Origin of the sequence: Streptomyces sp. x-19 (assembly GCF_046549115.1) — a bacterium.
GTDB classification, from domain to species: Bacteria; Actinomycetota; Actinomycetes; order Streptomycetales; family Streptomycetaceae; genus Streptomyces; species Streptomyces albulus_C.
On the sequence record NZ_JAJPWK010000023.1, the window covers coordinates 1 to 13885 of the forward strand.

Sequence of the window (13885 nt, forward strand, 5' to 3'; positions counted from 1 at the left end):
TCGGCTTTCTCGCGGTTCCAACCTTACCAGATCCGTTTCCGTCTCTGGCCCCCTGCTGGAGCGGGGTCCGGCCGATTCACTTTCGCTTCTCGACCTTTCCGACTTTATCAGATCTTCTTTCCGTTCCGGTCCGCATCTCAGCGAGTTGCGAGCGGTTCGAATTTCGATCCGATTCCCGTCGGCGGGGTGTTCACTACGTTAGCGGAATTCCTCGGTGACGCCTAATCAGACGCCCGGAATGAATTTCGGCATGCGAAATTCGATCCCGTTGAGGAGCCGTGCAGTAGTGAGGTGCCGCGATGCGGCGGGATGGCTGTACGGGGCCAACGGCTCCGTGACAACTCGGAGAACACTACACGAGCGGATGGGGTGCATCAAACCCGTGCGGGAGGCCGGGTCGGCCGGTACGTTGAGGGGCATGACCGCGCATGTGCTCGTACAGCTGTGGTGGCCCGCCTGACGGCGGCCGCACCTGTAGCGCATGCATGACCACGGCCGCCGCTTCGGCGGCCGTTTGCGTTTCTCCTTCGTCACCGGCCGGTGTGAGCGGCGGTCCCGGCGAGAGTGAGGGACGGATGAACGAGAAGGTCGAGACGGCGGGCGCGGCCGCGCGGGTGTTCAGCGGGGTGAAGCCGACGGGGCACCTGACGCTGGGGAACTACCTCGGGGCGGTGCGGCGGTGGGTCGAGGCGGACCAGCACCGTGCGGATGCGCTGTTCTGCGTGGTGGATCTGCACGCACTGACCGTGGACCACGATCCGGCGCGGGTGCGCAGGCTCAGTCGGCAGGCGGCGACCTTGTTGTTGGCGGCGGGGCTCGATCCGGAGCGGTGCACGGTGTTCGTGCAGAGCCATGTGGACGAGCACGCGCGACTGGCGTACCTGATGGAGTGCACCGCCAGCGTCGGTGAGATGCGGCGGATGGTGCAGTTCAAGGAGAAGGCCGCGCGGGAGGAGTCGGCGGGCGTGCGGCTGTCGCTGTTGACGTATCCGGCGTTGATGGCGGCGGACATCCTCGCGTACGGGACGGACGAGGTGCCCGTGGGTGACGACCAGGCGCAGCACGTGGAGCTGACGCGGAATCTGGCGGTGCGGTTCAACCGACGGTACGGGCGGGTGTTCGTGGTGCCGCGGGCGACGCGGCCGCCGGTGGCGGCGCGGGTGATGGACCTGCAGGATCCCCGTTCGAAGATGGGCAAGGGGACGGTCGTGCGGGACGGCGGTGCCGGGGTCGTCCATCTGTTGGACGAGCCGGACGTGGTGCGGCGCAAGGTGCTGCGGGCCGTGACGGACGGCGGGTCGGACGTGGTGTACGACCGGGACGAGCGGCCGGGCGTGGCGAACCTGCTGGAGGTGCTGGCGGCGTGCCGGGCGGAGGCCGATCCGGCCGGGCTGGCGGCGGGCTACGCGTCGTACGGGGCGCTCAAGCGGGACGTGGCGGAGGCCGTGGTGGAGCTGTTGCGGCCGGTGCGGAAGCGGCACGCGGAGCTGGCGGCCGACCCGGGGTACGTCGACGGCGTGTTGCGGGCCGGGGCGGAGCGAGCGAGGGCGATGGCCAGGCCGCGGGTGGACGCGGCGTACGAGGCGGTGGGGTTGTTGCCCGTGGGCTCGTAGGCCCCGTAGTCCGCAGTCCCGTAGGGGGGAGGGGAACGGATCCCGTAGGGGGTGGCAGGGCCCCCTACGGGATCCACAACGGTGGCGGGGTCGGGCGGTATTCCCGTTGCGTCGGCGTGCCTGGGGTGTGGCCCGGTGGGGGCTAGTTGCCGGTGCCGGTGGCCAGTTCGCGGCTGCGGTCGCGGGCGGCTTCCAGGGCGGCGATCAGGGCGGCGCGGACGCCGTGGTTCTCCAGTTCCCGGATGGCGTTGATGGTGGTGCCCGCGGGGGAGGTGACGTTCTCGCGGAGCTTGACGGGGTGTTCGCCGCTGTCGCGGAGCATCACCGCGGCGCCGATGGCGGCCTGGACGATCAGGTCGTGGGCCTTGTCGCGGGGCAGCCCGAGCAGGATGCCGGCGTCGGTCATCGCCTCGACGAGGAAGTAGAAGTAGGCCGGGCCGGAGCCGGAGAGGGCGGTGGCGGCGTCCTGTTGGGACTCCGGGACGCGCAGGGTCTTGCCGACCGTGGAGAAGATCTCCTCGGCGAGGGTGAGGTGCGCGGCGGTGGCGTGGGTGCCGGCGGAGATGACGGACATCGCCTCGTCGACCAGGGCCGGGGTGTTCGTCATGACCCGGACGACCGGGGTACCGGCGGTCAGCCGTTCCTCGAAGAAGGCGGTCGGGATGCCGGCGGCACCGCTGATAACCAGGCGGTCGGCGGGGACGTGCGGCGCCAGTTCGGTGAGCAGGGTCCCCATGTCCTGGGGCTTGACCGTGAGGATCAGGGTGTCGGCGGCCTTGGCGGCCTCGGCGTTGCTGACCGCTTCGACGCCGTAACGGGTGCGGAGCTGTTCGGCGCGCTCCGGACGGCGGGCGGTGACCAGCAGGTCGGAGGGCGCCCAACCGCCGCGGATCATGCCGCTGAGCAGGGCCTCGCCGATTTTTCCGGTGCCGAGTACGGCGACCTTCTGGGTCATGCGTTCACCTCGCCGGTGGTGCCTGGTCGGTTCGGGGCCATCCTCGCACCGCCGGGCGGCGGCGTGTCGGGGTGTCCACGGAGCGGTCAGCCGGCGCGGGCGCGGCGCCCGGTGCAGCCGTAGCCGGAAGTGGTGGGTCGGTGCGACGGAAATGCCCGTATGGTCGGGGAACTTGTGTTCGTGTCCGTCCCAGGCCCGAGGAGTGCCGTGCCACGCCGTCCTCTGCGCAGATGCGGTGCCGTCGCCGCGTTGTCCGTCGCCCTGCTGCTGTCCTCCTGCACGTCCGGCGGCACGGCGGTCAAAGGGGCAGCGGGCGGCGGCGGGCTGGCCGACCCGCTCTTCCCGGCGCTGGGCAACGGCGGCTACCGCGTCAGCCACTACGGGCTCGACCTCGACTACGACGTGGCCGAGCGGCACCTGGACGGCAGCGCCGCGATCACCGCGAAGGCCGGCGCTGTCCTGCGGTCCTTCCAGCTCGACCTCCAGGGGATGACGGTGACCGGCGTCCGGGTGGACGGCCGGGCCGCGGAGTTCAGCCGCAAGGGACACAAGTTGGTGGTCCGGCCGGCGGCCGCCATAGGCAAGGGCGACACGTTCCGGACGACCGTCAGCTACCGCGGCACGCCGCAGGAGATGCGGGACGCGGACGGGGCGGTGGAGGGCTGGGTCAAGACCGCCGACGGCGCGTTCGTCGCCGGGGAGCCGGCCGGGTCGATGACGTGGTTCCCCGGCAACAACCACCCCAGCGACAAGGCCGCCTACGACTTCCGGATCACGGTGCCGGAGCGCTACACCGCGGTCGCCAACGGGCAGCTGCGGTCCAAGCGGACCACCGGCGGGCGCACCACCTACGAGTGGCACAGCGCGGAGCCGATGGCCAGCTACCTCGCCACCGCGACGATCGGGACGTTCGACGTCCAGGAGTCCCGCACGCCGCAGGGGCTGCCGGTCTACGTCGCGGTGGACCCGAAGGAGGCCGCGGCCAGCCGGAAGCCGTTGTCCCGGTTGCCGGAGATCCTGGCGTGGGCGGCGGAGCTGTTCGGCCCGTACCCGTTCGCGTCGGCGGGCGCGATCGTGGACCACACCCCGGACCGGGTGGACTGGGGCGCGTTGGAGACCCAGACCAAACCGGTGTACGCCGGCGCGCCGGACACCGCGACGGTGGTGCACGAGACCGCCCACCAGTGGTTCGGCGACTCGGTGACGCCGAAGACCTGGCGGGACACCTGGCTCAACGAGGGCTTCGCGACCTACGCCGAATGGCTGTGGGAGGAGCACGAGGGCGGCCGGTCCCCGCAGGAGCAGTTCGACGCGCTCTACGACGGCGACGAGGACCACGAGCGCTGGGACTTCCCGCCGGGCGAGCCGGAGAGCGCGGCGGACGTGACCGCGACGCCGGTCTACGAGCGCGGCGCGATGGTGCTCCAGCAGCTGCGCAACGCGGTCGGGGACGAGACGTTCTTCTCGATCCTCAAGGAGTGGCCCGCGAAGTACCGGCACGCCAACGCCGACACCGAGGACTTCATCGCCTTCTGTCAGGCCCGCACCGACGAGGACCTCACCGACCTGTTCGACGACTGGCTCTTCGGCGAGGGGCAGCCGGACTGGGAGTACGACGCCGCCTGAGCCCGGCGGGACCGCGGGGGCCCGGCCGGGCCGGTGCGCGGTCCCCGCCGGGCGGGCGGCGTTCACAGGTCCCCGAAGTCCAGGTGCCGGAGCTTGTCCGGGTTGACGACCGCATGCACCTCGGTGATCAGCCCGTCGTGCACCGTGAAGGCGAAGACGCCGGCCGGGTACTCCTCCGACGCGTCGGCGAAGACCATTCCCGGGGCGCCGTTGACGTCCCGGACCGCCAGCCGCATGGTCGCCGTGTCGAAGCGGGTGAGCAGGCCCCGGAGGTAGCGGCTGACCTTGTCGCGGCCGAGCACCGGGCGGCGGGCCGCGGAGACCTTGCCGCCGCCGTCCGAGTGCCACACCACCTCCGGGTCGAGGACGGCCAGCAGCCCCTCGAAGTCCCCGCCGGCGACGGCCGTCAGGAACGCCTCCACGGTGCGCCGGTGCTCGCCCCGGTCGACGGTGCGCCGCGGCGCCTCGGCCCGGACCCGGCGGCGGGCGCGCGAGGCGAGCTGCCGCACCGATTCCGGGGTGCGGCCGACCGCCTCGGCGATCTCCGGGAACGGCACGGCGAAGACGTCGTAGAGGACGAACGCGGTGCGTTCGGCCGGGGTGAGCCGCTCCAGGACGGTGAGCAGCGCCATGCCGACCGACTCGTCCAGGGTCACCCGGTCCTCGGGGCCTTCGAGGAGGGCGGTGCGGCCGGCGCCGGGCGCGCCGTCGAGCACCGGCTCCGGCAGCCACGGCCCCACGTACGTCTCGCGGCGTGCCCGGGCCGACCCCAGCAGGTCGTAGCAGATCCGGCTCACCACGGTGGTGAGGAAGGCGCGCGGGTTCTGAACCGGCGGTTCGTCGGGGAGCAACTGCCAGCGCAGCCAGGTCTCCTGCACCGCGTCATCGGCGTCGCTGACCGTCCCCGTGATCCGGTACGCCACGCCCCACAGTCGCCCCCGCACCTCTTCGAACTGCGCCAGCCGACCGGACCGGACCGGCGCGTCGGCCGGTCCGTCTCCCCGTTCCGTCATCGTGTGCTCCCGCCTCCCTGGTCCCGGGCCGCGGCGCGTTCGCCGGCGGCCGCCGGGACGGGGACGACGCTACGCGGCGGAGGGTGCCGGGTCGAGGTGCGCCGGTGCCGGCGGCTCAGGGCGCCGGGCGCCGGGTGACCGTGAGGGCGAGGGCGTACGCCTCCTCGACCAGGCCGTCGGGGAAGACCTCCAGGAGGGCGGCCCGTTCGTCCGCGAGGACGGGGGCGGCGGCCGCCGGGCCGAGCGCCGCGAAGTACGAGCGGCTGCCGAGCATCGCCAGGTGGGTGGCGAGCGGGACGGTGCGGGTCCAGCGCAGCGCCCGGGACTGCGGGTGCAGCCCCCGTCCCAGGCCGCGGATCAGGTCGGCGGCGTCCGCCGCGACGTCGTGGGCGTGGTAGCCGAACAGGCGGCGGGCGATCCGGGCCTCCTGGGCGGCGACCCACGGGGCGTCCGGGTCGGGCACGTTCCACCAGAGCGCCAGCGCGCCGCCCGGCCGCAGCACCCGCAGGGCCTCCGGGACCGAGCGGGCCGGGTCGGTCCAGTGCCATGCCTGTGCGTAGCTGACCAGGTCGAAGGCGGCCCGGTCGGCGAACGGCAGGGCGTCGCCGACGGCCCGGACGAGCGGGACACCGGGGTGTGCGGTGCGGAGCGCGGCGGCCATCCGGGCGCCCGGCTCGACGGCCGTGACCCGCGCGCCGCGGGCGCGCAGCAGTGCGCTGGCGATGCCGGTGCCGGCGCCGACGTCCAGCACCCGGGCCCCGGCCAGCGGCCGCCCGGCCAGTTCCTCGACCGCGTCGAAGAGCGCCGGCGGGTAGCCCGGCCGGGCGGCCGCGTACTGGGTGGCGACCGCGTCGAAGGCCCGGGCGAGGGTGGCGTGGTCGGGGGGCCGCGGCGGCTCGGGGGGCGTGGCGGGCTGCGGGGGCGTCATGACCGGGATCCTGCCCGGAAACGCGGGATCCGCAGCCCGTTCCCGGAGAATGGCCGGGCGGGCCGGGCCGCTTCCGGACGGCGGCCCTCCGAGGGGGAAGGAAGGACGAACACCATGCGCGCACGCGGCATCAATTACGACACCGGGTTCCTGCCGGTGGACCAGCTCTCGCGGAAGGACTTCACGGCGTCGGTGGTCCGCCGGGACATGGCGGTGATCGCCCGGGAGCTGCACTGCGATGCGGTGCGGATCTCCGGCGGGCGGCCCGAGCGGCTGGAGGTGGCGGCGCGGTGCGCGGCCGAGGCCGGGCTGGAGGTGTGGTTCGCGCCGTTCCCCGTGGACCTCGCGCCCGACGAGATGCTGCCGTTCTTCGCGGAGTGCGCCGAACGGGCGGAGCGGGTCCGGCGGTCCGGGGCCGAGGTGGTCTTCGTCACCGGGTGCGAACTGAGCGCGTTCGGCTCGGGCTTCATCCCCGGGGAGACCTACGCCGACCGGCTGCACGCGATGGCCACCGCCGACCTGGACTGGTGGCTGTCGCTCGGCCCGGTGGTGGAGCGGTTGAACGCCTTCCTCGCCGAGGTGGTCGGGGTGGTCCGGGTGCGTTTCGGGGGCCGGGTCGGCTACGCCTCCGGGCCCTGGGAGGCGATCGACTGGACGCCGTTCGACCTGGTGGGGGTGGACGCCTACCGGGCCGCGTTCAACGCCGACACGTTCCGGGAGGAGCTGCGCGGGCACGCCGCGCACGGCAAGCCGGTCGCGGTGACCGAGTTCGGCACCTGCCCGTACGAGGGCGCGGGCGCACGGGGCGGCATGGCGTGGCAGCCGCCGGCCGACGCGGTGCCGGACGAGGGTGAGCAGGTGCGGTACTTCACCGAGCTCCTCGACGCCTTCGAGGCGGAGGGCGTCGACACCGCGCTGTGGTTCACCTTCGCCGGGTTCGGCAAGGTGACGCGGGACGCGGACCTCTCCTCGTACGGCGTGGTGCGGATGGTCGACGCGGAGGCGCGCTGGGAGCCGCGGGCGGTGTTCCGGGCGATGGCCGAACGCTACGCCGCCGCCCGGGACGGCGGGACCGGCGCGGCGGCGGGCCGGGGCACGCCCTAACGGCGCTTCTTCCCGGTGCCCTTCGGCTTGGGCTTGCGCGCCGCCGGGTTCCCGGCACGGGTCTCCCGGCGGCGGGCGTACCGCTCGCGCGCCGCCGCGTACTCGGCGCGGCGGAGCTTCTCCCCGGGCGCCTCGGCCAGGCTGCGGCAGAAGTAGGCGAGCAGCGTGCCGATGAAGCCGATGAGCATCAGGCTCTGCATCGAGCGCTCGGCGCCGCTGTCGGCTGCCGGGCCGGGGCGGCGCACGAACCCGTCCCAGGTGCGGCGGAACGCCAGCGCGCTGCAGATCGCGAAGCCGGCCACCACCAGGACGTTGACGAACGAGCCGACCGCGGCGATCTCCAGCCCCTGGAAGGCGAACCGCAGCACCAGCGCCCCGGCCGCGGCGAGCACCAGGGAGCCGACCGCGACACCGGCCCGGCGCAGCGCGTAGCCGCCGTCGTGCTCGACCCAGGAGGTGCCGAAGAAACGGATCTCGTCCGGTTCCGGGCCGCCCGGGGCCGCCGTGTGCTGCGCGTCGCTCATGGCGTCGATTATCCCCGGTGGCCCGCCGACCGTGCGGTGCGGGCGCCGACCGTGCGGTGCGGGCGCCGACCGTGCGGTGCGGGCGCCGGCGGGTCAGCTCAGGCAGCCGGGCGCGACCATGCCGCTGCTGCCGGTGTGGACGTAGGAGTCGGAGACGTACTCGCCGGGCCCGATGTTGTCCCAGAGGTTGGAGGTGCCGTAGGGGCCGACGACCCACTGGCCGCGCTGCTGGCAGCGGATCTGGACCCGGGCGCCCGCGGGCAGCTGGCGCACGAGCGGGGTGTTGGTGCCGGCGCCCTGTCGGACGTTGACGCGGTAGCCGGGCGCGACGGGGTACGTCGCGGCGCCGGCGAGCGCCGCGCCGAACGCGGCCGGTGCCGCCTCGGTGGCCAGGTCCCCGGCGCCGGCGTCGGCGTCGGCGGGCTGCGGTGCGGTGCCGGTGCGCGCCGGCCCGTCCTGTGTGGTCATTTCGATGTCCCCCCGTGTGCTGGATGGCTGCCCGTCGTGGCCGACGGTGCGTGTCCGGGCGCCCGTTCGACGCCCACGACGCGCACGCTAGCAAGCCTCACCCGTCCGGCACGCACCATGGACTAGGCTCCGCGCGTCGCACCTGCGTCCGAATCCGCAGGGCGCTTCACACGGGGAAGACACGGGGGTGGATCGATGCCGCCGCTGCGCGATTCCGGGCTCGGCCCGGAAGCGGAGCGTCCGGAGTACGCCGGGCACTACCGTCTGGAGGCGCGGCTGGGCTCCGGGGGAATGGGCGTGGTCCATCTGGCCCGGTCCTCCTCCGGGCTGTCGCTCGCGATCAAGGTCATCCACGCCGACTTCGCCCAAGACCCGGAGTTCCGCGGCCGGTTCCGGCAGGAGGTGGCCGCCGCCCGACGGGTCAGCGGCGCCTTCACCGCGCCCGTCGTCGATGCCGACCCGGACGCCGAGCGCCCCTGGATGGCGACCCTCCACATCGCCGGCCCGACCCTCGCCGAACACGTCAAGCGGAACGGCCCGCTGACACCCGGCGAGGTGCGGCGGCTGGGCGCGGGCCTCGCCGAGGCGCTGCGCGACATCCACCGCGCGGGCGTCGTCCACCGCGATCTCAAGCCCGGCAACGTGCTGCTCGCCGCGGACGGCCCGAAGGTCATCGACTTCGGCATCTCCCGGCCGTCCGACAGCGAGATGCGCACCGAGACCGGGAAGTTGATCGGCACGCCGCCGTTCATGGCCCCCGAGCAGTTCCAGCGCCCGCGCGAGGTCGGCCCCGCCGCGGACGTCTTCGCGCTCGGCTCGGTGCTGGTGCATGCCGCCACCGGCCGCGGCCCGTTCGACTCCGAGAGCCCGTACCTCGTCGCCTACCAGGTGGTGCACGACGAGGCCGACCTGTCGGACGTGCCGGACGCGCTCGTGCCGCTGATCGAGAGCTGCCTGGCGAAGGACCCGGCGGACCGTCCGACGCCGGACCGGCTCATGCAACTGCTGCGCACGGACGCGCCGATGACGCTGCCCGCCACCCGGCCGACCCGTGGCGAGGCGCTGCCCGAGACGGTCCCCGGCGCCCGGATACCCGCCCAGCGCCAGCCGGTCCGCGCCGAGACCGCCGCGCGCGCCGAGACCACCCACGTCCGCGCCCGCACCCCGGACGCGGCCCGTGCTCCGGCCGGCCCGCCGCCCCCGCCGGTCGCGTCCGAGGGGACCCAGGAGGCCGCCCCGGCGCCGTGCGCGGGTCGTCGCCGACTGCTGTGGGCCGCCGCCCTCGCCGTCGTGGTCGGGTCCGGCGCCACCCTCGGGTTCCTGACCACGGGCGGGGACGCCCCGGCCCTGCAGACCCACGCCCCGCGCACCCCGCGCGTCGCCTTCCATCCCTGGCGCACCACGATCGTCGAGCGTCCCTCCGGTCACGACGCCGAGATGCCGTACTGCACGGCCGGTGCCGGCGCCGTCTTCTGCGGCCAGTCCGGGCTCCCCGCCGCCCGCCTCTCCCCCGACTCCGGCACGGTGACCTGGCGTCACGAGGGTCCCCCGGCGGGCCCGGAGGCGATCTCCCCGACCGCCCCGGTCCTCTCCGGTGGCTTCCTCTACGTCTTCACCGCCGACGGCAAACGCTTGCTGGCCCTCGACCCGGCGCCGCGCGGCAACGGCGCGCGCCGCTGGAGCCTGGACGTCTCCCGTTACGAGGGCGGCGCCGCGGTGGTCGCCGACCGCATCCTCCTGACCGCCGCCGACGGCACCGTCACCGCTCTGGACACCACCACCCACGCCCAGCGGTGGCGCAAGCGCTTCCCCGGCCACCGCCTCCCCCGGTTCCGCACCTACGGCGACCCGCGCACCGCCTACGCCGCCGAAGCCCTCACCACCGGCCCGGCCCTCGCCACCCGGCTCACCGCCCTCGACCCGTCCGACGGCACGGTCCGCTGGTCCCACCAACTCCCCGGCACCCTCGCCCTGGCCGGCCCCAGCGCCTCCGGCGCGCTCTTCCTCACCGTCGGCGACCCCACCTACGACGGCGACGTCACCGGCGTGCTCCGCTACGACCCGGCCACCCGCCGGACCCGCACGCTGCCGCTGGCCGCGCCGCTGCGCGGGGGGGCCGCCGCCGTCCACGGCGAGACGGTGTACCTGTTGGCGGAGGGCGGCGCCCTCCAGGCGGTCGGCGACCGCAGGTGGGACACCGAGACCTCGGTCAGCCGCGGGTCGTCCCCCGTCATCAGCGGCAACCACCTCTTCTTCACCGCCGCCGACGGCCGGCTGCTCGCCGTCGACACCGCCACCGGCGCCCTCCTGGGCCAGACCCGGCCCCGGCTGTCCGCCGCCCGCCACAACGGCTTCCTCCAGGCCGTCCCGGCCCCCGCGCTGGACCCGGCCCACGGTCGCGTCTACGCGGCGTCCCCGGACGGCACGGTCTTCGGCGTGCCGACGGCCGACCCGGGCACCTGGTAGGCGCCGCGTCCGGCCCGGTCCCTCACGCCGCGCCGACACCGTCCGCCGGCATCGCAGGCCAACACCGCACGCCGGCACCGCACGCCGACAAAAAACCGGCCGCCCCCGACGCGAGCGCGGGGGCGGCCAGTGGCGTCACGGCGGTCAGCCGAGCTTGCTCACGTCCCGCACCGCGCCCTTGTCCGCGCTGGTGGCCATGGCCGCGTAGGCGCGCAGGGCCGCCGAGACCTTGCGCTCGCGCTGCTTCGGGGCGTAGACGCCGCCGAGCGCCTCGCGCCGTGCGGCCAACTCCTCGTCGCTGACGAGGAGTTCGATCGAGCGGTTGGGGATGTCGATGCGGATGCGGTCGCCGTCCTCGACCAGGGCGATGGTGCCGCCGGAGGCCGCCTCGGGGGAGGCGTGGCCGATGGAGAGGCCGGAGGTGCCGCCGGAGAACCGGCCGTCGGTGACCAGCGCGCAGGTCTTACCCAGGCCGCGGCCCTTGAGGAACGACGTCGGGTAGAGCATCTCCTGCATGCCGGGGCCGCCCTTGGGGCCCTCGTAGCGGATGACGACGACGTCGCCCTCCTTGACCTGCTTGCCGAGGATCTTGTCGACGGCCTCGTCCTGGGACTCGCAGACCACCGCCGGGCCCTCGAAGGTCCAGATGGACTCGTCGACGCCGGCGGTCTTCACCACGCTCCCGTCGACCGCGATGTTGCCGCGGAGGACGGCGAGGCCGCCGTCCTTGGAGTAGGCGTGCTCGACGGAGCGGATGCAGCCGCCCGCGGCGTCCACGTCGAGCGTCTCCCAGCGCTCGGACTGCGAGAAGGCGCTGGCCGAGCGCTGGCAGCCGGGGGCGGCGTGCCACAGCTCGACGGCCTCGGCGGACGGCGAACCGCCGCGCACGTCCCAGGTCTTGATCCACTCGGCGAGGGTGGCGGAGTGCACGGAGTGCACGTCCTCGTTGAGCATGCCGCCGCGGTACAGCTCGCCGAGGATGGCGGGGATGCCGCCGGCGCGGTGCACGTCCTCCATGTAGTACGTGCCGCCGGGGGCGACGTTCGGGGCGACCTTGGCCAGGCACGGGACGCGGCGGGAGACGGCGTCGATGTCCGTGAGGTCGTAGTCGAGGCCGGCCTCCTGGGCGGCGGCCAGCAGGTGCAGGATCGTGTTGGTCGAGCCGCCCATGGCGATGTCGAGGGCCATGGCGTTCTCGAAGGAGGCGCGGGTGGCGATGTTGCGCGGCAGGACGGACTCGTCGCCGTCCTCGTAGTAGCGCTTGGTGATCTCCACGACCGTGCGGCCGGCGTTCTCGTAGAGGGCGCGGCGGGCGGTGTGGGTGGCGAGCACCGAGCCGTTGCCGGGCAGCGAGAGGCCGATGGCCTCCGTCAGGCAGTTCATGGAGTTGGCGGTGAACATGCCGGAACAGGAGCCGCAGGTCGGGCAGGCGTTCTCCTCGATCCGCAGCACGTCGGCGTCGGAGATGCTGTCGTTGGCGGCGTCGACCATCGCGTCGATCAGGTCCAGCTTGCGGACGGTGCCGTCGACGAGGGTGGCCTGGCCGGCTTCCATCGGGCCGCCGGAGACGAAGACCACCGGGATGTTGAGCCGCATCGCGGCCATCAGCATGCCCGGGGTGATCTTGTCGCAGTTGGAGATGCAGATCAGCGCGTCGGCGCAGTGCGCCTCGACCATGTACTCGACCGAGTCCGCGATCAGGTCGCGGGACGGCAGGGAGTACAGCATGCCGCCGTGGCCCATCGCGATGCCGTCGTCGACGGCGATGGTGTTGAACTCGCGGGGCACCGCGCCGGCGGCCCGGATGGCGTCGGAGACGATCCGGCCGACGGGGGCGAGGTGGGTGTGGCCGGGCACGAACTCGGTGAAGGAGTTGGCGACCGCGACAATCGGCTTGCCGATGTCCTCGCTCGCTACGCCCGATGCCCGCATAAGGGCGCGGGCGCCCGCCATGTTGCGGCCATGGGTAACGGTGCGGGACCTCAGCTCGGGCACGATGGTCACTCCCTCGGGTTACGTACGTACGGCAGCGGTGCCATACGGCAGCTGATCCCGAGATTACGCTCTTGATCCAAGATCCGGACACCGTCTCCGGTATGTGAGATGCCCGACCGCAGTGCGGACGGCCCCCTTCGTCACGACGGTGCGTCGCGGGGTGGCTACTTGCCGGGGACCCAGGTCGGGGACGCCAGGTGGAGGCGGGTGAAGGCCAGCGCCTCGGCCAGGTCAGCCTCGCGTTCGGCGGCGGACATCGCCCGGCGGGTGTTGACCTCGACGACCACGTGGCCGTCGAACCCGGTGCCGGCCAGCCGCTCCAGCAGCTCCGCGCAGGGCTGGCTGCCGCGCCCCGGCACCAGGTGCTCGTCCTTGGCGGAGCCGTTGCCGTCGGCGAGGTGGACGTGGGCCAGCCGGTCGCCCATCCGCTCCGCCATCGCCATGGCGTCGTGGCGGGCGGTGGCGGTGTGCGAGAGGTCGACGGTGAAGTGCCGGTAGTCGTCGTTGGTGGGGTCCCAGTCCGGGGCGTAGGCGAGCATCTCGCGGTCGCGGTACCGCCAGGGGTACATGTTCTCGACCGCGAACCGGACGTCCGTCTCGCCCTCCATCCGCCAGATGCCGCGGACGAACTCCCGCGCGTAGCTGCGCTGCCAGCGGAACGGCGGGTGCACCACGACCGTGGACGCCCCCAGCTTCTCCGCCGCCGTGCGGGCCCGCTGGAGCTTGACCCACGGGTCGGTGGACCAGACCCGCTGGGTGATCAGGAGGCAGGGCGCGTGCACGGCCAGCACCGGCACGCCGTGGTAGTCGGAGAGCCGGCGGAGCGCCTCTATGTCCTGGCTGACCGGGTCGGTCCACACCATGACCTCGACGCCGTCGTAGCCCAGGCGCGCGGCGATCTCGAAGGCCGTCGCCGTCGACTCCGGATAGACCGAAGCCGTGGACAGCGCGACCTTCGCGTCAGGGATGCGCACCACTGGCTCTGTCACGAGGGACAGCGTACGGGCCGGATTCCCGCACGGGGCAGGACGTGAGGACCGCCACGGCGACCCGACGGGACGCCTGTGGCACCGGAGACCCCGTACAACGCCTGTGGCGTCCCGGATCCCCACTCGCGATGTGATCTCCGCCGCATCGCCGGGGACGGGGCACGCCACCGCGCTCCCCGGCGGCGCCCCCGCAAGGGCCGCGCG

At 73.8% G+C, this 13885-nt stretch carries 11 protein-coding genes; 4 read left to right on the plus strand and 7 right to left on the minus strand.

Going from position 1 to position 13885, the window contains the following annotated elements; genetic code table 11:
• The first annotated feature begins 575 nt into the window (after positions 1 to 575).
• Positions 576 to 1613, plus strand: a complete 1038-nt coding sequence (gene trpS / locus ACLJT4_RS33565; protein ID WP_411128202.1) for a tryptophan--tRNA ligase — start codon at positions 576 to 578, stop codon at positions 1611 to 1613.
• Between the two features lie 142 nt (positions 1614 to 1755).
• On the opposite strand, the gene proC is transcribed toward trpS, so the two are convergent.
• A complete protein-coding gene (gene proC / locus ACLJT4_RS33570; RefSeq protein ID WP_016575333.1) occupies positions 1756 to 2568 on the minus strand; it encodes a pyrroline-5-carboxylate reductase in 813 nt (270 codons plus the stop codon).
• A 207-nt stretch (positions 2569 to 2775) separates the two neighbouring features.
• Here proC and ACLJT4_RS33575 point away from each other — a divergent pair, with 207 nt between their 5' ends.
• Entirely contained in the window at positions 2776 to 4194 is a 1419-nt protein-coding gene (locus tag ACLJT4_RS33575; protein WP_411128205.1) for a M1 family metallopeptidase, read from the plus strand.
• Between the two features lie 62 nt (positions 4195 to 4256).
• On the opposite strand, the gene sigJ is transcribed toward ACLJT4_RS33575, so the two are convergent.
• Positions 4257 to 5207, minus strand: coding sequence for an RNA polymerase sigma factor SigJ (sigJ, locus tag ACLJT4_RS33580; RefSeq protein ID WP_411128207.1), 951 nt, complete (start codon positions 5205 to 5207; stop codon positions 4257 to 4259).
• A gap of 115 nt (positions 5208 to 5322) precedes the next feature.
• On the minus strand, positions 5323 to 6135 hold the full coding sequence (locus ACLJT4_RS33585; protein ID WP_411128209.1) for a class I SAM-dependent methyltransferase: 813 nt from the start codon (positions 6133 to 6135) through the stop codon (positions 5323 to 5325).
• Positions 6136 to 6249: 114 nt separating this feature from the next.
• On the opposite strand from ACLJT4_RS33585, the gene ACLJT4_RS33590 reads away from it, so the two are divergent.
• A complete protein-coding gene (locus ACLJT4_RS33590) occupies positions 6250 to 7239 on the plus strand; it encodes a hypothetical protein (RefSeq protein WP_411128211.1) in 990 nt (329 codons plus the stop codon).
• Here the strand turns inward: ACLJT4_RS33590 and ACLJT4_RS33595 are convergent.
• The gene (locus ACLJT4_RS33595; protein WP_038520862.1) at positions 7236 to 7763 is read right to left on the minus strand and encodes a hypothetical protein; all 528 of its coding nucleotides are present in this window, start codon (positions 7761 to 7763) and stop codon (positions 7236 to 7238) included. The genes ACLJT4_RS33590 and ACLJT4_RS33595 overlap by 4 nt on opposite strands.
• Positions 7764 to 7856: 93 nt before the next feature.
• Complete coding sequence (locus ACLJT4_RS33600) at positions 7857 to 8231, minus strand: SH3 domain-containing protein (RefSeq protein ID WP_411128213.1); 375 nt, start codon at positions 8229 to 8231, stop codon at positions 7857 to 7859.
• A 195-nt stretch (positions 8232 to 8426) separates the two neighbouring features.
• Here ACLJT4_RS33600 and ACLJT4_RS33605 point away from each other — a divergent pair, with 195 nt between their 5' ends.
• A complete protein-coding gene (locus tag ACLJT4_RS33605) occupies positions 8427 to 10697 on the plus strand; it encodes a protein kinase domain-containing protein (RefSeq protein ID WP_411128215.1) in 2271 nt (756 codons plus the stop codon).
• A 144-nt stretch (positions 10698 to 10841) separates the two neighbouring features.
• Here ACLJT4_RS33605 and ilvD read toward each other — a convergent pair whose 3' ends face one another.
• Together ilvD and ACLJT4_RS33615 are read right to left on the minus strand one after the other, a co-directional pair.
• Positions 10842 to 12692 (minus strand): dihydroxy-acid dehydratase, encoded by a 1851-nt coding sequence (gene ilvD, locus ACLJT4_RS33610; RefSeq protein WP_411128217.1) that lies wholly within the window; start codon positions 12690 to 12692, stop codon positions 10842 to 10844.
• A 164-nt stretch (positions 12693 to 12856) separates the two neighbouring features.
• On the minus strand, positions 12857 to 13681 hold the full coding sequence (locus tag ACLJT4_RS33615) for a sugar phosphate isomerase/epimerase family protein (RefSeq protein WP_411128219.1): 825 nt from the start codon (positions 13679 to 13681) through the stop codon (positions 12857 to 12859).
• Between the last annotated feature and the right edge of the window lie 204 nt (positions 13682 to 13885).

Coding starts and splice junctions, on each gene's coding strand:
- ACLJT4_RS33585 (WP_411128209.1), bottom strand. CDS start 6,135: ATGACGCCCCCGCAGCCCGCCACGCCCCCCGAGCCGCCGCGGCCCCCC.
- trpS (WP_411128202.1), top strand. CDS start 576: ATGAACGAGAAGGTCGAGACGGCGGGCGCGGCCGCGCGGGTGTTCAGC.
- ACLJT4_RS33590 (WP_411128211.1), top strand. CDS start 6,250: ATGCGCGCACGCGGCATCAATTACGACACCGGGTTCCTGCCGGTGGAC.
- ACLJT4_RS33605 (WP_411128215.1), top strand. CDS start 8,427: ATGCCGCCGCTGCGCGATTCCGGGCTCGGCCCGGAAGCGGAGCGTCCG.
- ACLJT4_RS33595 (WP_038520862.1), bottom strand. CDS start 7,763: ATGAGCGACGCGCAGCACACGGCGGCCCCGGGCGGCCCGGAACCGGAC.
- sigJ (WP_411128207.1), bottom strand. CDS start 5,207: ATGACGGAACGGGGAGACGGACCGGCCGACGCGCCGGTCCGGTCCGGT.
- proC (WP_016575333.1), bottom strand. CDS start 2,568: ATGACCCAGAAGGTCGCCGTACTCGGCACCGGAAAAATCGGCGAGGCC.
- ACLJT4_RS33600 (WP_411128213.1), bottom strand. CDS start 8,231: ATGACCACACAGGACGGGCCGGCGCGCACCGGCACCGCACCGCAGCCC.